The organism is Caproiciproducens faecalis, assembly GCF_019448085.1.
Taxonomy (GTDB): Bacteria; Bacillota; Clostridia; order Oscillospirales; family Acutalibacteraceae; genus Caproiciproducens; species Caproiciproducens faecalis.
Genome location: NZ_JAGFNZ010000002.1, coordinates 620,504 through 638,269 on the forward strand (window position 1 = coordinate 620,504; position 17,766 = coordinate 638,269).

15 protein-coding genes are annotated in these 17,766 nt (G+C 52.8%); 4 read left to right on the plus strand and 11 right to left on the minus strand.

Translation table 11 applies throughout. From position 1 onward, the window contains the following. Positions 1 to 41: 41 nt before the first annotated feature. The 8 genes from J5W02_RS07380 to J5W02_RS07415 form a co-directional block, all read right to left on the minus strand. Positions 42 to 1,001 (minus strand): DUF1385 domain-containing protein, encoded by a 960-nt coding sequence (locus tag J5W02_RS07380; RefSeq protein WP_219965022.1) that lies wholly within the window; start codon positions 999 to 1,001, stop codon positions 42 to 44. Beyond that, a complete protein-coding gene (locus J5W02_RS07385; protein WP_219965023.1) occupies positions 994 to 2,463 on the minus strand; it encodes a sensor histidine kinase in 1,470 nt (489 codons plus the stop codon). Before J5W02_RS07385 ends, J5W02_RS07380 begins: the two co-directional genes overlap by 8 nt. A 46-nt stretch (positions 2,464 to 2,509) precedes the next feature. Then, on the minus strand, positions 2,510 to 3,214 hold the full coding sequence (locus J5W02_RS07390; protein ID WP_219965024.1) for a response regulator transcription factor: 705 nt from the start codon (positions 3,212 to 3,214) through the stop codon (positions 2,510 to 2,512). A 23-nt stretch (positions 3,215 to 3,237) separates the two neighbouring features. Next, positions 3,238 to 4,572: an FG-GAP repeat domain-containing protein gene (locus J5W02_RS07395; RefSeq protein ID WP_219965025.1), complete on the minus strand. Its 1,335-nt coding sequence runs from the start codon at positions 4,570 to 4,572 to the stop codon at positions 3,238 to 3,240. A 180-nt stretch (positions 4,573 to 4,752) separates the two neighbouring features. Continuing rightward, positions 4,753 to 6,780 (minus strand): DUF5107 domain-containing protein, encoded by a 2,028-nt coding sequence (locus tag J5W02_RS07400; protein ID WP_219965026.1) that lies wholly within the window; start codon positions 6,778 to 6,780, stop codon positions 4,753 to 4,755. A gap of 68 nt (positions 6,781 to 6,848) precedes the next feature. Then, positions 6,849 to 7,715 (minus strand): carbohydrate ABC transporter permease, encoded by an 867-nt coding sequence (locus tag J5W02_RS07405; protein WP_219965027.1) that lies wholly within the window; start codon positions 7,713 to 7,715, stop codon positions 6,849 to 6,851. Between the two features lie 12 nt (positions 7,716 to 7,727). Beyond that, the gene (locus J5W02_RS07410; protein ID WP_219965028.1) at positions 7,728 to 8,639 is read right to left on the minus strand and encodes a carbohydrate ABC transporter permease; all 912 of its coding nucleotides are present in this window, start codon (positions 8,637 to 8,639) and stop codon (positions 7,728 to 7,730) included. Between the two features lie 87 nt (positions 8,640 to 8,726). After that, a complete protein-coding gene (locus tag J5W02_RS07415) occupies positions 8,727 to 10,025 on the minus strand; it encodes an ABC transporter substrate-binding protein (protein ID WP_219965029.1) in 1,299 nt (432 codons plus the stop codon). A gap of 546 nt (positions 10,026 to 10,571) precedes the next feature. Between J5W02_RS07415 and J5W02_RS07420 the strand changes: the two genes are divergently transcribed. The 4 genes from J5W02_RS07420 (at position 10,572) to J5W02_RS07435 (ending at position 14,343) form a co-directional block, all read left to right on the plus strand. Continuing rightward, positions 10,572 to 11,486 carry a helix-turn-helix domain-containing protein gene (locus J5W02_RS07420; protein ID WP_219965030.1) on the plus strand — a complete coding sequence of 305 codons (915 nt, stop codon included), beginning with the start codon at positions 10,572 to 10,574 and terminating at the stop codon, positions 11,484 to 11,486. A 168-nt stretch (positions 11,487 to 11,654) separates the two neighbouring features. After that, a complete protein-coding gene (locus tag J5W02_RS07425; RefSeq protein ID WP_219965031.1) occupies positions 11,655 to 12,584 on the plus strand; it encodes a nucleotidyltransferase family protein in 930 nt (309 codons plus the stop codon). Then, positions 12,581 to 13,693: a phosphotransferase enzyme family protein gene (locus J5W02_RS07430; RefSeq protein ID WP_255575618.1), complete on the plus strand. Its 1,113-nt coding sequence runs from the start codon at positions 12,581 to 12,583 to the stop codon at positions 13,691 to 13,693. Before J5W02_RS07425 ends, J5W02_RS07430 begins: the two co-directional genes overlap by 4 nt. An 11-nt stretch (positions 13,694 to 13,704) precedes the next feature. Continuing rightward, positions 13,705 to 14,343: an SGNH/GDSL hydrolase family protein gene (locus tag J5W02_RS07435; RefSeq protein WP_219965033.1), complete on the plus strand. Its 639-nt coding sequence runs from the start codon at positions 13,705 to 13,707 to the stop codon at positions 14,341 to 14,343. Positions 14,344 to 14,428: 85 nt separating this feature from the next. Here the strand turns inward: J5W02_RS07435 and J5W02_RS07440 are convergent, their stop codons facing one another. The 3 genes from J5W02_RS07440 to sppA form a co-directional block, all read right to left on the minus strand. Further along, on the minus strand, positions 14,429 to 15,865 hold the full coding sequence (locus tag J5W02_RS07440) for a leucyl aminopeptidase (RefSeq protein ID WP_219965034.1): 1,437 nt from the start codon (positions 15,863 to 15,865) through the stop codon (positions 14,429 to 14,431). Between the two features lie 118 nt (positions 15,866 to 15,983). After that, positions 15,984 to 16,613, minus strand: coding sequence for an RDD family protein (locus tag J5W02_RS07445; RefSeq protein WP_219965035.1), 630 nt, complete (start codon positions 16,611 to 16,613; stop codon positions 15,984 to 15,986). After that, positions 16,594 to 17,589, minus strand: coding sequence for a signal peptide peptidase SppA (gene sppA, locus J5W02_RS07450; protein ID WP_219965036.1), 996 nt, complete (start codon positions 17,587 to 17,589; stop codon positions 16,594 to 16,596). Before sppA ends, J5W02_RS07445 begins: the two co-directional genes overlap by 20 nt. Between the last annotated feature and the right edge of the window lie 177 nt (positions 17,590 to 17,766).

Sequence of the window (17,766 nt, forward strand, 5' to 3'; positions counted from 1 at the left end):
TGTTTCGCCCAGTGTCAAACTGCCCGCACCCGCTTTTCGATTTATTCGCTGATCTTGATTTTGTCCTCGCCGTTTTCAGGGATAACCTGTTTCATGGCTTCAATTGCCACCTCAATCATGCTGTCGTCCGGTTCCTTCGTGGTAATCCGCTGCACCCACAGCCCCGGAGCGGCAATCACGCGCGTAAAGGCGTTGTCATGACGGCCGCACAGCCGGATAAATTCGTAGCCGACGCCCACAATGAGCGGGACGCACAGAATTTTGACAATTGTCCGGACAAACGGGTTGCCGAACGGAATGAAGAATCCGACAATAATGCTCAGAATCAGCATAATCACCAGAAAGCTTGTGCCGCAGCGCGGGTGGAACCGGCTGTGTTTGCGCACGTTTTCCACGGTGAGTTCCTCATCGTTCTCATAGCAGAAGATAGTCTTGTGCTCCGCGCCGTGATACTGGAAAAGACGGTGAATTTCCGGCATACGGGAGCAGAAATAAATATATCCGATAAAAATGGCAATGCGCATAACGCCCTCTACCAGGGAGCGCCACGGCGCGATGGACGGCCCTACCGCGTAGTCCCGGATCAGATTAAAGAGAATCGTAGGCAAAAAGAAAAACAGACCCACCGCAAGCAAAAGACCCAGCACGGTGCTCGCCACCATGATTACATTCATCATTTTGTCGCCGAAGGTCTTTTCGACCCATTTGTCAAATTTGGACGGTTCCTCGTCCTCTTCCAGCCCGGCCTTGTCCACAGAATAGGAAAGCGCCTTGTACCCCACGGAAAGCGAATCGATAAAACCCGCAATCCCCCGCAGCAGCGGAAGGCGCAGGATGGAATGTTTGTCGCGCACCGGACTGCCGCCCATCTTCTCTGTGGAGATGGAGCCGTCGCTCAGCCGCACGGAGGCAACCGTTTTTTGGGGGCCGCGCATCATGATTCCCTCGACCAGTGCCTGTCCGCCGATGGACGTGATGCATTTTGTTTTTTCTCTAGCCATTATTTTCGGAATTCCTTTCTTCGTTCATGGTCTCGTCAGTTTGCGGCTGGGTCTCCAGCTGCCTTAAAGTCGGTATAAAGATGGTCACCGCGGTGCCCACGTTTTCATGGCTCTCAATTTCCAGGCTGCCGGAGTGGAGCTTCATGATTTCATCCGCAAGCGCAAGGCCGATGCCGGAGCCGCGGATGGTCTGATTTGCCTTGTAGAATTTCTTTTTGACTTTGGGAAGGTGCTCCGCCGGGATTCCGCAGCCGTTGTCGCTGATGACCACGCGGATAAACCCGTCGGACTCCGTCGCGGTCACGTTGATGGTGCCGCCCTCCTCGGTATATTTCAGCGCGTTGTCAATAATATTGACAAACACCTGCCGCAGGCGGTTAATGTCGCCCAGAACGGGCGAAAGCATGGCGGGCTCCTCGTAAAGCAGAAATTTATGCTCCATATTGGCGCGTTCACTGAACATATAGACCGCTTCTCCCAGTTCGGCAAGAATATCGATTTTGTCCATGGTCAGTGTCATGCGCCCGCTCTGCATACGGGAAAAGTCAAGCAGCTCCTCAACGATTCCGGAAAGCCGCTCCGATTCGCGGATAATAATGCCCATTCCGCGGTCAAGCGTTTCCTTGTCGTTGCCCCCGCCCTGCATGGTTTCCGCCCAGCCCTTGATAGCCGTCAGCGGTGTGCGCAGCTCGTGGGACACCGAGGAGATAAAGTCGTTTTTCATTTTTTCAGCCGCGCCCAGCTCATCGGCCATGTCGTTGATCGTGTCGCAGAGCTGGCCGATTTCGTCGTCGTTGCTTTTTTCTATCCTTACCTTAAAGTCACCCTGCGCAATCCGCTTGGCGGTTGCGCCGATTTCCTTGATCGGCGTAATAATCGAATTCATAAAATAATAACTGGAAACAATTACAAACAGAATAATCAGAAGCCCCGCAAGGATCAGGGATCCTAAAATAATGGCGACCTGCTTGTCGGCTTCTTCCAAAGAAACCACATAGCGGATGGCGCCGACAAAGCCGCCCTCGTTGTTGCGCATTACGCGCGTAACGGCCATTACCTTTTCCCCGCTGGTCAGGCTTCCCGTCCAGGTGCCGTAGCCCTCCGTGCTTTCCAGCGCAAGCTTATAGTCCGGCATGGGCTGGCTTTCGTCCGGCGCGAAGCCGACGGAGGTAATAATGATTTTCCCGTTGGAGTTGAACACCATCAGCTCCATGCTCTCTTTACTGGGAAAATTCTCCACATAGTTGCGTGCGGCGGTACTGAACTCCTTCGGCGATTTTCTGCCGTAGTCGGCGAACACGTTGGTCAGCTCGTCGGAACGGCTGCTCAGCGCCGTCTGGATGCCGTTGTAGACATAGCCGCGGACAACATAGGAAAGAATGAGGATCAGTGTAATCAGGATGAGCAGGATCACGCCCAGACTGTTTAAAAGCCACCGTCTGGTAATTCCGTTCGTTCTCATACTGATGGTCTCCTTTCCTCATGATTCTGTTAAGACATCGGGAAGGCTACGCTTCCCACTTGTACCCCAGTCCCCAAACGGTGACAATGTGCCTGGGGTTGGAGGGTTCGTCCTCCACCTTCATGCGCAGGCGCCGGATATTGACATCCACGATTTTTTCCTCTCCAAAATAAGCGTCGCCCCACACATGTTTTAAAATATCGGAGCGGTCGAGCGCGGTGGTGGGGTTAGAAAAGAAATACTCCATAATCTGGAACTCCACCTGTGTCAGCTCAATCGGCACACCTTTTTTCATAAGGGAGCGGTTGCGCAGATTCAGGGCGAATTCTCCGGAGCGAATTTCCTCTTTGAAGTTGTTTTCGTTTCTCATCTGCTCCAGCGCGACACGGCGGTACACCGCGTCCACTCTTGCGACAAGCTCACTGGGACTGAACGGCTTTGTCACATAATCGTCGGCCCCCATCATCAGTCCGCTGACCTTATCCATTTCCTGTGTGCGCGCGGTCAGCAGGATGATGCCGATGGAACCGTTTTTCTGCCGAAGTTCTTTGCAGACCGCAAGGCCGTCGTTCTTGCCGGGCATCATAATGTCCAGCACCGCAACGTCGATATTGCCCCCTTCGCGGTCATAAATGGCGAGCGCTTCGTCTCCGTTGGCCGCCTCAAAGGCATTGTAGCCCGCCCGTTTCAGATTGATTACTACAAATTCTCGAATTGCCTGTTCGTCTTCGGCAACAAGGATATTTTTCATACCCGTTCCTCCAATGTCGTGATTTAATCCTGACTAATCAGTTCAAAGCTGTTTTTCACGTCGCCGATGCTGAGGGAAAGCGCGTTGTCCGGCGACGGGGAGCTGGCCGCAAATACCAGATTGTCGGAGTCAAGCAGCTTGTAAAAGCCGGTTGTTCCCAACCCGCTGTCCCATTCACTCTGGGAAAAGACCTGAATTTTCAGAAGTGCGGATCCGAGGGTTCCCGAATTCTTCCCCGCCGCGTTCCACTGATAAAAGGTAATGGTTCGCGTTGCGGTGTCCGTTTGGGTGGTTACTTTTCCGCGCCACATGTCCGGCATCAGAAACCAGTAGCCGTCGGAATAATTCAGAACCATGCTCATTACCCGGACAAACGTGCCTGTCTGGGTGTCGTAGCGGTGCCAGTTTGTAAGATAGTCCGTGTCATCCATATTTTCACCGCTGTGGCCCGGCATCAGACTGACGATCGGCACCTCTATAATTTTATCGCCGTTAATGTCCTTCGAAACAACGGACGTACTGCGCATGGTATAATTTGCCGTCTGTGTTTTGAAGTCATAAAACGGAGATTTCAGCATCTTCGTCTTTTTGTCCCAGTAAAGAAGCTCCGTCACAAGAGTCCCCGCGTTTTTCACGCCGTCCAGCACAATGCCGTTCTGCCGTTCGTTTATCAGTCCGGCCTGCACGGAGGAATATTTGGTCACGGCGCCGTCCATCCGGCAGGAGCCCATGACCTCCACGCTGCCGTCCCTAACACGGAACAGACGGGCAAGCGCCGGCTGGTCGCCCGCGCTGGTGTTGGCGGTAAATATTTCGTCCCTGCCGTCGCCGTCAAAGTCCATGACCGCCAGTTCGGTGTAGGTCTGTTCCAGCTTCAGTTCATTCATTTTTCCATCTTTATAGTAATAGACGCAAATGGTGCTGGTGTTGTTCAAGCTGCTGCCCCAGCCGACGACAGCCTCGCTTTTTCCGTCGCCGTCAAGGTCGCCGAAGCAGACTTTGTCCACCTGCGCCGCGGGATTGCTGAAGGAACCCATGTCCACCCATTTCCCGTCCTTTTTCATAAACATGATATTGGTGCCGGAGGTTTCGTCTTCCTTCTGGTAAATCGCCATGGCTTCGTCGTTTTTATCCCCGCAAAGATCATGCGTGATAATTGCGGAACGGTAATCCCCGCTTTTGGGGTATTTCAGCGACATTTTTCCGTCGGTTTCGCTTTCCAGTAAAGCGTGTATATCCGCTTTCTCTCCGGTCGGTTTCGGCGGGTGCATCAGCGTTTGGGCGTCCAGACCGATAAACGAGCAGCCCGACAGAGCAACAGCCATTACAAGCGCCATTGCAACAGCTCTCAGCTTCATTTCACCACGCCTTTCTTTTTTATATTGATTATTCATTATATCATTATATACAAAAAAAGAACAGTATCAATTATGTTACGAAAAAGATGCCCGCTCCTGTGTTTGTGAATAAGGATGCCCCCTTTTTTACACAGAAAAACAGCCGCACGGCTTAAAAAACCATACGGCTGCCAACTGCAGTTACGTTGTCATACGGAAATCAAGATTGTAGGGCGGGCTGAGCGTGGTTCTGGCCTCTTCCAGAAGGGATTTCCAATCCGTTGTCCCTCTTTGCCGCGCCATGCGGACAGCCTGCACCATAAACCAGGTGTCAAGCAGCATGGTTTCCCCCTCGCGCATTACGGCAAACGGAAAAGCAAACTGTTCCTCAAGAAACTCCCACTTTTCCAGCTCAAACGCGGCGCGTACAGTGTTCAGCCGTACCCGTTCCACCGCTTTCAGCGATTCGGGCAGGGCACGGTAGCAATCCCACGCCTGCTGATAACGTCCAGCCTTTGTAAAGAGGTCAATCGCGTCCTGCGCCATGACCTCCGACTGTTCGGCGCCGCCCAGAGCCAACGCCTGTTCCATACAGGAGCAGGCTTCTTCAAGGTGATCGTCCTGCAGCAGGGCCTGCGCCAGATTCCGGCAGCAGACCGCGGTGGGTCTAACGGCAATCGACTGCTTCATTGCGTTAATACCGTCCTGCCATTTGCCGCTCTCGTAAAGCATTAGCCCCAGGTGGAGCAGCGCCTGTGCGCTTCGGTTTTCCTCGTTTTGAAGTGACTTTGCAAGAAGTGCCATCCAGCGGGGGTCCGTCATCCAGGAAGCGGGCAGCCGCTCCTTTTCCGGTTCCGGCATCCGGCCGGTACGCAGCAGCGCAAGCCACGGAGCTTGCTTTTCGCCCAGCGTTTCCTCCGGGAAAAGAAGTCCCTTCGGAATCATCTGCGGGTCGCGGGCGGCTTCCAGCGCACCCCATCCGCTGCCGCAGTAAAGGATTTCATCCGGCACGGTATCTTCCAGCGCTTCATAAAGGCCGTCCGCCCGGAGCAGTTCTTCTTCGCTCAGCCGCTGGTCGATCCGGCTGTGAACATACTGTTTGGAAGCTTCCCAGCCCGAAAAGGCCTCGCTTTTGTCAACTGCCATTCCGCCGAAAACTTGTGTGAACCGCACGCAGCCGTTCGGCTCGATGTCCTCCCCGTGTACCTGTGAAGGGGAAAGCCCTGCCTGAACCTCAAGGTAGTTTCCTTCCCCATCAAGGGAAAGGAAGTCCTTCCAGTGGCAGCCGCCGCGCTGCATCCCCCAGCAGAACATCTTCCGGTAGCACAGCGCCGCGGTGGAGCGCTCCCAGAACGCGGTGCCGTCGTCGTACACCGCCGTCTCCCACGCGTCAGACAGGGCGTGCCGGTTCTGGAAGAAATATTCATTGGAATACGAAAGATTCTGCGGATAGCTCGCGTCCAGTCCGTTCAGACTTTTTAAGTACGGCATGGTGTCGTGCGCAAAGCCGTGGGCGGAGTTCTGGGAGCTCATGGTCTCCGGTTTGATGCAGACCACCCCGTCGCTCTGGGAAAAGACACGGACATTCTTTTCCTCGCGCACCGCAATATTCGTCCACCAGTAAAGCGGCACCGCATGCGGCTGGGTATTCAGAATTTTCACATGGGCAAACAGTCGGTCGGAATCCTCCGGCAGATGGAAATCAATCTGAAGGAAAAAGCACTTCTGCCGTTCGTATTCGTACATACGCAGGAACGGTTCGCCGTCCTTTCCCGTACAGCGGGCAAAAAACATCGGTTCACAGGTCAGGCAGGTGTGCCCGAACTGCCCCAGATTCCACTCGATCCCGCCGGAAAACCACGCGTTGCGAATGGCGAGATTTCCCAGACGCAGCACCGGATTGGTAAACAGCAGCTCCCGTTCCGCCCTTTTGTCATAGAGCGACCAGAGCCGGCCGCCGTAATCGGCAAGGAAGGTGGCGCGCAGAAAGTCGTTTTCCATCACTACGGTTTTTAACTGCCGCGGCTTCAGGTCACGGTGAAAGGTGTCCTGAACCGTGTAGGGCAGCTCACGGAAACCGGTCTGGTAAGCGAATCCCTTTTTTTCACTTTCCAGCAAACCCGCATCAATCAGAGGTTTCTCCTGTGCGCGGTCGCGGAAACGCGGCAGCGGATTCCCGCTTTCCAGTTCGGCGCCGGGTATGTTCAGCACCGATCGAACTATTTTCAATCAAAACGTCCCCTTTGATTTTATTTACCGTCATACAGATATCCTGTGCCGTACCGCACGGATGGGGATTATCCCTTGATCGCGCCGCCGGTTACGCTGGCAATGATCTTTTCGGAAAGGAAAATGTATAGTACAAACGTCGGCAGGAACACAATGACCACCGCCGCGAACATACCGCCCCAGTCCCCCGTATAGCGCATGGACTGGATCATGGAGTACAGGCCGACCGCCACCGGGCGGGTCTTTGCCGTATTGGCAAAAATCAGGGAAACAAAGTACTCGTTCCAGATGGTGATAAAGTTGAAGATCGTAACCGTAATAATTCCGGGCTGCGCCAGCGGCAGCATGATCGTCCAGAACGTTTTCATGGGCGAACAGCCGTCAATCGCCGCGGCTTCTTCAAACGTAACGGAAAGATTGTGAAAGAACGTGTTTAAAAAGAAAATGGTAAACGGAACGTTGATTGCTATGTAAAGAAAGACCAGCAGTCCCCTTGACTGGTTGACGTGCATCTGGCTGAACAGCGCAAACAGAGGCATGATAATCATGATTGCGGGAATTCCCAGCGCGGTCGCAAATAAATTCTGCAAAAAGCCGTTTCCTCGAAATTTAAACCGGCTGAGCACATAGGCCGCCGGAGCCGACACAACAATCACCAGAGAACAGGAAATCATCGTATAGACAAGGGAATTCATGAAATAGCTGGACACTTTATGCATTTTCCACGCCTTCACATAATTTTCCGGATGAAGCCCCGTTGCAAATTTGAACAGATTGCCGTCAAAAATTTCGCGGGTAGTGGAGAATGACGCCAGGATAATCCAGCCGATCAGCACAAACGTGAAAACGACCCAGATCCCGACGACCAGATAGCCCGGAGCAAGGGCCAGTTCTTTTTTCCAATTTGTTTTCCGCCTTATTTTTTTATTAGCCATATTCATTCCCCCTTAAAGCTCAACGTCGTCGTGACGGACAATGAGCTGCGTAAACAGAAAGACGACGACCACCACGATGGTCAGGATGACGCCGATGGCAGCACCCGCGCCGGAATCACGCACCGTAACGGCCGAGTTGCTTGCGCCGAAAACCAGCTCATACATATAGGACATCGGGGTAACGGTGCTTTCGCTCAGGTTGACCGGCGAGAACAGCTGGCTCCAAACGAAGAAGGCCATGGTGCTGACCGTCCAGAGTACAATATTGGTGCGGCACACGCCCTTGAGCAGAGGGAGCGTAATCCTTGAAAACCGCTGGAACACGTTGGCGCCCTCAATGGTGGCGGCCTCGTAAAAATCCACCGGAATCCGCTCAATCCCGCTCATCCAGATCAGCATATGATACCCCACCATTCCGAAGCAGTAGGCGACAAGCATGCTCCAGAAAACCATTTCCGGCCCGGTCCACTGCGTGGCGGCCGCCTTTGAAAAGCCGAGGGATCTCAGCGTGGAATTGACCAAACCGAAATCGGGATTGTAAACATAGTTGATCCACATGGTTCCCATAGCGACTGCGGAAATGACGTTTGGCAGGTAGATAACGGAGCGGAAAAAGCTTTTTCCATGGACTCCGCTGGTGAGGATGACCCCGAACAGAAGCGAAATCAGCATAACGCCAATCCCGCCCACAAGCCAGATCAGCCCGATGTTCTGCATTGCGCTTACAAAAAGGGGCGTTTTGAAAAGGGTCCTGAAATTCCCCAAACCGTTAAACTTCCATGACGAAACGGCATCTGTAACACCTTCGACCTTAAAGAAGCTCATGATTACGGTCCTTATGGTAGGATACAGGAAAACCATAGCATACAGAAAAACCGCGGGTGCCAGAAAAATGACGATCATTGCTTTATTTTTTGTTTTCATAAGAACCTCCCGAGAATTCCATGGACGAAAGGGCGGCAGCGTAAACACGATGCCGCCCTTTTCCTGCCGCAGTATAGTTGTATTGAATTATTTCTTCATTGCGTCCGCAAAGCCTTTTGCGTCCAGCTTGCCGCTGACAAGCAGAGCAAAGTTTGTTTTGATTTTCGCGTTGATGTCCGCGTCGTTTTCCATGCCGACCGCCCAGGGATACCGGGTAGTGGTGGCGTCCAGAACCGCCTTGGCGTCCGCAAGCTGTGTCGGCCATGTTGCGTCGTTCGCCATCGGAACGCCGATGGAGTTTGCCGCAAGCTTCGTGTCCCATTCGCCGGTGGTCATAAAGACGATGAATTTGAAGGCTTCTTCCGCATGCTTGGTGTTCTTGTTAATTCCGAAGCACTGCGCGCCGTACTGGTTGGCCTCCGGTCCGTCGCCGTCCTTGCCGACTGCCGGATACGCGAAGGTGCCCCAGTTAAAGTCCGCCGGCGCGGAATTTTTAATTTCATTCGGGAGCCAGGTTCCGTTCAGGTACATGGCTACGTTGCCGCTTGCGACTTCCTGCTGGCCCGCGGGGTAAATGTTGCCGGCCGCGTTCTTGGATATGTAACCCTTGTCGTACATTTCTTTCCACTGTTCGCCGAAGGTCAGAACGGCGGGATCGTCAATCTTTTTGTTTTCCACCATGGCGAGCGTCTTGTCTTTGCCGATCAAGCGGGCCATGTGGTAGCCGAACAAAGACGCCATGTACGCGTCGTCCACGGTAATCGGGGTCTTGCCGGCCGCTTTGATCTTGGAGCAGGCGTCAAGCCACTCTTCCCAGGTCTTTGGAACCGCTGTAATGCCGGCTGTCTTAAAGATGTCCTTGTTATACATGACAAGGAAGGTGGACGGCTGGTAAGGAATGGTGGAAAGCTTTCCGTCCGGCCCGAGGGAACGGGCAAGGTCGACCAGCTTTTTGTTGATGACGTCGGTCAGCGGTTTGCCGTTCGTGGTGTCGTAGGATTTGGCAGCCAGATCTTCCACATTGAGCAGATATTTGCCCCAGGTGCCGTTGACACGCTCAACGTCTTCGTCAAAGATGTCGATATCCTGTCCGGCTTCCAAAGCAGGCTGAAGGGTTTTGCGAATATCGCGGCCCTGCCAGTTGACGTCAACGGTGATTCCCGTCTTCTCCTTGAAGGCTTCCACGGCTTCCGCAACGGTCTGTCCCTGCGGTTCGGTTTCGTTCCACATGGAGTAATAAGTGATGGTTACGTCGCTCTTCGCGTCACTTTGCGACGCGCTGCCGGAAGCGGCCGGTGCTGTTGACTGCGAAGTTCCGCCGCAGCCGCTGAGCGCCATGGCGCAGACTAACACGATGGCCATAAGAGAACATAATTTCTTTTTCATTTTCAGACCTCCTAATTTTATGTTTGAATTCGAAGGATTGCTAAGTTACATATTGACCAATAAATTAGATTTTCAATTATCATTTTTATCCAATTCGCTGTTCAACAACCCTATTTTACGGTGTTTTTACCAATAAAGATTTAGAATTTTTTGCATTAAATTTGCACAATCTGTTCTACTTGCACAAAAGGTATTTTGTTTCCGTCGGGCGGGGGTTTTCAGCAATGGAACACGGGGATATTCGCTCCGGAGCACAGAAAAAAGGCGCTTCCGTTCAGCTGAACGCAGCGCCTTTGCCTTGTGTTGCTCGTATTATATCACGGTCATTTTATTTGTCAATTCATAAAACGGCTAAAAGGGACGAAAAACGGCCATAGTACAAATTTTATGCGCAGAATGACAAACAGGCCTTTTCGCCTATTTCCGTTCATAATATTTCTATATAAAAATATTAGTAGAAGAAAAGAATGCTATGATTAAATATTATTAAAAAGCGGGCCGATCGCTCTCCGGCGCCCAGCCCGCGCAGGCAGGGAGCTGAAACTGATGACGCAATTTGTAAGCACCTTTCTGAAACAGGAAATTGAGATTCACGAGCTGGTAACCGTCCATTATTTTGAATACAACAGTGATTTCTACTTTCCGGGCGAAACCCACAACTTCTGGGAATTTCTGTACGTTGACAAGGGACAGGTGGACGTAACCGCCGGAAGCACCAACTATGTGCTGAAAAAAGGCGATATCATCTTTCACAAGCCCTATGAGTTCCACAGTCTGTGGGCAAACGGCGTCATCGCGCCGAATCTGGTGGTGATTACCTTCAAGTGCGATTCCCCCGCCATTCATTTTTTTGACAATAAAATCTTAAGGGTGGGCGACTATGAACGCGACCTGCTCGGCCGCGTGATTGAGGAAGCTCTCTCCTCTTTTTCTTCCCCACTGGACGATGTGGACCTCAAAGAACTGAAACGCAGCGGCAAAGGGGAATTCGGTTCCGAACAGGTCATCAAGCTCTGCCTGGAGCTGATGCTCATCAGCCTGATCCGCAGGGGCGGAACCGGAGAAGAGCGGGTATCCTCCTCCATTCGGGAGAAATCCGGTCAGGACACCTTTTCGCGGATTGTAGTATACCTGAACCAGAACATCCACAACAAAATTACTCTGAGCGACGTGTGCCGGGACAACATGTGCGGCTGCTCCTTCCTGCAGAAGGTGTTCCGCGAAAAGACCGGCGGCGGCGTTATGGAATACTTCGGAAAAATGAAGGTGGACAGCGCCAAACAGTCCATCCGCGAGGGAACGAAAAACTTTACGGAAATTGCAAACGATCTTGGCTATTCTTCCATCCACTACTTCTCCCGTCACTTCAAAAAAGTGACCGGAATGACCCCGTCGGAGTACTCTTCCTCCGTCAAGCTGCGCACAGACAGCCAAAAGGGCCGTTCGCCCCATTTTGAGTAATGCTTCTATAGAATCCAGTCCGTCCGGGAATTCCCGGACGGACTTTTTTGTGCAAAAATGATTTTTTGTGCAAATTTTGTGATGGATAAGATATTTATTTTAAATCATGCATCATCTAAAATAAGGGCAGAGAATACAAAACAGCAAATGCACAAAGGAGAATGCAACATGAAGGAACCTGTACTCGTTGTCATGGCGGCGGGAATGGGCAGCAGATACGGCGGGCCGAAACAGATTGACCCCGTGGGCGACAACGGAGAGATTATTATTGATTTCTCTCTTTATGACGCGGTGAAAGCCGGATTCAAAAAGGTCGTTTTTCTGATTAAAAAATCAATTGAAGCGGATTTTAAAGAGATTATCGGGGACAGAATGTCCAAAATCATAGAGGTAAAATACGCGTATCAGGAAGTGGACGAACTGCCGCCGGGGTACCGGGTGCCGCAGGGGCGCGGCAAGCCGTGGGGAACCGCGCACGCCGTCCTCTGCTGCCGTGAGGTGATTGACGCGCCGTTTGCCGTCATCAACGCCGACGACTACTACGGAAAGGACGCGTTCCGGCTGATTTACGATTATCTTCTTCACAGCAGGGACGATGAACTGTACCGCTACGCAATGGTGGGCTATACCCTGGAAAACACGCTGACAGATCACGGCCATGTGGCAAGAGGCGTCTGCGTCGCCACCCCGGACGGTTTTTTACAGGATATTCACGAACGTACCCACATTGAAAAGCGCGGGGACGCTGCGCAGTACACCGAGGACGGCGGAAGCTCCTGGATCACCGTCCCCCGCGGAAGCACCGTTTCTATGAACCTGTGGGGTTTTTCCGAATCGATACTGGAAGAAATCGCCGCAAGGTTCCCCGCGTTTCTGGACAATGCTCTGAAAAACAATCCGCTGAAGGCCGAATTTTTTCTGCCCACCGTGGTGGATGAACTGCTGAAAAGCGAAAAGGCCAGCGTAAAAGTGCTGCAGTCCCCTGACAGATGGTACGGAGTCACCTATCGTGAGGACAAACCGGTCGTGGTGGAAGCAATCCGCAGAATGAGAAAACAGGGAATTTACCCTGATAAGCTATGGGAGGGCAATACATGAAACCGGTTAAAAACGAACTTCTGCCCGAAATTGCGGGAAAATTCCAGTTTGAGGGCCAGTATGTAGGGATTCTCCCCTATGGAAGCGGACATATCAACGACACTTTTTCCGTATTTTTTCAGCTGGAGGAACAAACCCGCAGATACATCCTCCAGCGCATTAACACCAATGTGTTCCGCAAACCCGTTGAGCTGATGGAAAACGTGGTGGGCGTTACCCGCTACCTGCACCGCGCAATCGCCGCTGCGGGCGGAGACCCCTACCGTGAAACGCTGAACCTGATCCCCGCTTGGGACGGTACATACTATTATATTGACGAAGACGGCGGCTACTGGCGCTCCTATTATTTCATTGAAAATACCGTCACCCTGCAGCAGACGAGAACCAAAGAAGAGTTTTATGATTCCGCCCGTACCTTTGGCCGGTTTCAGCTGCTGCTGGCCGACTATCCGGCGGCTACCCTGCACGAGACCATTCCTCTGTTCCACAACACTCCCAACCGTATCCTTCAATTTAAAGAAGCGCTGGCTGAGGACGTAAAGGGCAGGGCTGCCGGGGTACAGGAAGAAATCGACTTTGTCTTGAAGCAGGAAGAATACACCCACCTGCTGGTGGATATGCAGGCGCGGGGGGAACTTCCCCTGCGGGTCACCCACAACGATACCAAACTGAACAACGTCCTTGTCGACAGCAAAACCGGCAAAGGGGTCTGCGTCATCGATCTGGACACGGTAATGCCCGGTCTGTCCCTGTACGACTTCGGCGACTCCATCCGCTTCGGGGCCAGCACGGCGGCGGAGGATGAGCAGGATCTTTCCAAAGTGCACTTTGATCTGGAACTGTATGAAGCGTATACCAAAGGCTTTCTGGAAATTGCCGGGAAGGTGCTGACCAACGAGGAAATCAGAAGGCTGCCGGACGGAGCCAAGATGATGACACTGGAATGCGGCATCCGTTTCCTTGCTGATTATCTGGCGGGCGACACCTACTTCAAAATCAGCCGTGAAGGCCACAACCTTGACCGTGCCCGCACCCAGTTCCGGCTGGTGGAGGAAATGGACGAAAAATGGGATGCTATGTCACAGATCGTGGAAAAGTTCTGTGAATAGAGGCTGAAAAAATGAAAAACATTCTTTGCTACGGCGACTCCAACACTTACGGGATGAAACCCGGGATGACGGGCAGATACACGCGGGACATTCGCTGGACCGGTCTGCTGCAAAAGCTGCTCGGCGACGGGTACTATGTCATAGAAGAAGGTCTGGGCGGCAGAACGACCGTCTGGGACGACCCGATTGAAGAATACAAGAACGGAAAAACCTATCTTCTGCCCTGTCTGGAGAGCCACAAGCCGCTCGATCTGGCGGTCATTATGCTGGGTACCAATGATTTGAAAAAACGCTTTTCCCTGCCGGTGTGCGACATTGCGTCGGGAATGGAAAACCTGATAAGAACCATTTTGAAATCCGATTCGGGCAATTCCGGCAGCGCCCCGCAGGTGCTTTTGGCCGCGCCGGTTCCCATCACCGACGTAGGAATCCGGGACTGGCGCCTGATGTTCGGTGAAGGAATGAAAAACAGCCTTTTGCTGGCTGAAGAGTATGAGCAGGTCGCAAAACGGAACCATGTGCATTTTCTGAACCCGGACCGGAGCGTGGAAGTCGGCCCGGAGGACGGAATCCATTACACACAGGCCGGTCACCGGAAAATGGCCGAGCTGATTGCGCAAAAGGTTCATGAAATTTTTCCGAATGGCTAAGAAGCCCTGAATGAATATGCAACTTTTTTTGATAGAGTCCCTAAAAAAGCAGAAGCCGCGTTTTCACGCGGCTTCTGCTTTTCCGTTATATCTTTTGTCCGCTGCACTGCCCTTGTGTATTGAGCAAATCGTAAAGCGTAGTAACGCCTGCGCCGGTGGCCCCGACCGACTGATGTTCAAACACCGGTTTGTCCACCCACGCCGTTCCGGCAATATCCAGATGAATCCACGGCAGCCGCTGTGCGAATTCCCGAATAAACAGCCCCGCGGAAATCGTCCCGCAGTAATGCTCGCCCATATTTTTTACATCGGCGATCTTGCTTTTTACCATTTCCTCATATTCGGGGAAAATGGGCAGACGCCAGTACTGTTCGCCGGAAACGCGTGCCGCCGCGGAAAGATCCTCCCACAGCTGGTCGCTGTCCGTCAGAACCCCCGCCGTGGTAAAGCCGAGCGCCCCGACGACCGCACCCGTCAGTGTGGCGATGTCCAGCACTCTGGCGGCACCTTCTTTTCGGATGGCGTAGGTAACCGCGTCGGCCAGAATCAGTCTGCCCTCCGCGTCCGTATTCTGAATCTCGATCATCTTGCCGGACATGGACGAAATCACGTCCCCGGGCAGGAAGCTCTGTCTGGAAATACGGTTTTCACAGGCCGGAATCACCGCCACGGCATTTGTTCTTACCTGATTGCGGGCAAGGGCGAAAATTGCCCCGGCCACCGCCGCGCCTCCGGCCATATCGCCTTTAATACCAAGCATGGAATCCCTGCTTTTCAGGCAGTACCCGCCCGTGTCACAGGTAACGCCTTTTCCGACCAGCGCGGTGATTTCCGACGACTGCGGATCCGCCAGATAGCGCAGCACGATCAGCCGCGGCGGGTTTGCGCTGCTGTTCCCAACCGTTAGAAATGCGGACATGCCCAGTGCTTCCGCCAGTTTTTCATCCAGAATTTCAGCCTGCACACCGCACTTTTCTGCTTCCTTTTTCAGCGCGTCCGCCATCAGGGGGGGCGTCAGGCGGTTGGCGGGGGCATTGACCAGATCTCTTGCCAAAATCACGCTGTCCGCCAGATTGACGGCTTTCCCCAGATACTCTTGCGCCGTCTGCTGCAGGCTCTGCGGAATTCCGTGCAGAAAAAAGCGGAAGGAATCCTCCCTGCTGTCCGCACGGTACGGGGCATAAGCATACAGCCCCAGCTTGATTCCCAAAACAGCGCTTCTCACACAGCTCAGCCCACAGGCGGGCACCATGGCGGACAGATTGATTCCCGCAGCGGATAGATGCAGCTTTTGCAGCTCGCGGACACCTTTTGCAACGGCGTCCGTCATTCTGCGGGCAGTCAGCTCGCCGCGCTTTCCAAGCCCGATATACACGATAAGCCGGCCGTCCTGATAAAGCGGAAAGCTTTCCAGAAATTCCGCATGAAAAACTGCATTCACCGGCAATCCGGTGTGATCCGTGTCTTCATAAATAAAGAGAATCTGTGACTCCTCATAAGAACCTATTTGAATATCGATCATAATGCCCTTCCGTTCACGTTCCTGCGTTGGTTTCAGCGGCAGGAGCCGATTTTGTAAAATATGCTCTAATCATAGCATAATTTCGACAAAAATCAACCGTGAACGCTTACCCGCAACATCAATTCTCCGGATGATCGGTTCCCTCTGCTTCAGGTTCGTCCGGCGACCGTTCCGGGATCACCGGGGGCTGCGGCGGAACCGAAGACTGTGGGGAAACCGGCGGCACCGGCTGACCGTAATACGGCATATACGCCGGCATCGGCTGATACGTCCGCTTCGGGGGAAGCTGCATGCATTTGCAGACATAAATCACTTTTGTGTCGCAGATCAGGTCGTGCAGTCCGCGTTTTTCGTTATTCAGGCCAATCAGGATGTAGCCCACAAACAGAAGGGAGGACAGATACCGCCCAATCGTTTCCCTGTAAAGGACATTCAGCAGGGTGAGCGGCTCACCGCTGACGGAAACGACCCGAAGGTTCATCAGTCGCTTTCCGACGGTGGCGCCCGTCTGATAGGTTAAAATCACAAAATAGGCGGACGCGGCCAGATACAGCAGAATATCCAGCAGGCTGAACCGGAACAACAGCGGGCTGACCATGAAATTATCCGGATGACTCATCCGTACAAAAAGCATCGGAATCTTTACGGTCAGCAGCAAAGCTCCAATCAGGAGCATATCGATGAGGTACGCCGCCAGACGGACAAAAAATCCGCCATTGGCCGGGTTGTTATTTTCCTGTGACTGCATAATACATCGGCACCCCGCTCTCCTGTGATTCTAGCAGCTCCTTGATTTTATCCGCGTCGGTGCTGGTGTAGCTTTTCGCCATGGAAAACAGGGAATTCAGGTTAAATTCACTGCTCTTCGGGGTAAAGAACGTCACCTCGCCGCCAAGCTCTTTTTTCATCTGCGCCTGTGTATCCTCGTAATTCTGAATGCCGTCGATCAGCTTGAGGTCAAGCGCCTGCTGCGCCGTATAGATTCGTCCGTCCGCAATCGGCTTGACTGTATCGACGCTCATTTTCCGGCCCTGCGCCACAATTCCCACAAACTGCTCGTAGGATTCATCCACCAGTCCCTGGAAGATGGTCTTCTGTTCGTTCGTAACATCCACACCGGGATTCCCCATGGATTTGTTCGGCCCGCTGGTAAACAGAATCGTATCCACTCCCAGCTTATCCATCAGCCCCTTGTAATTGGACAGCGACAGAATCACGCCGATGGAACCCGTCCAGGTGTTCCGGTTTGCATAGATTTTATCTGATGCCATGGAAACATAGTATCCGCCGGAACAAGCTTCATTGGCCATATACGTCCAGACCGGCCGGCCGGTGTCCTTCTTGTACTTCAGCAGCCGCTGGTACAGCTCGTCGGTTTCATATACGCTTCCGCCCGGTGTGTTGACATAGAGCAGGATGCCCCTGTTGTTGCCGGACTCCTGAAGCTGGTCAATCAGCTTGAGCGTTTTGTCATGGTTATACCCTTCCGTCGGGAAAAGCGACGATGAGGACGTGGTTTTCATGATGGTGCCGTCCACTTTGACCACCCCGACAAACGGTTCCGACGGGAGCTGCACCTGTGATTCCACCGAATCCAGTACGCTTTGGGCAAGGGCCTTTTTACTCTGCTCTTGCGCGGCGTTTTTCACCAGAAGATTGGCGCTGCAGATAAACACAAAGACAAACGCAGCAGCAACCAGTCCCGCAATCTGTTTTTTATTCATTCTTCCTCTTCTCCTTTTCCCCGCTTCGCGGGGCTCTGAATGGGTCCTTCGAATTGTACTATTCATCTAATACAGTTGATTGTATTCTCCCCACGCGTATTTGTCAAGTATTTCCGCTTTCCTCCTTTATATGGAAAAACAGCAGCTCCGTAAAATCGGAACCGCTGTTGAAAATAT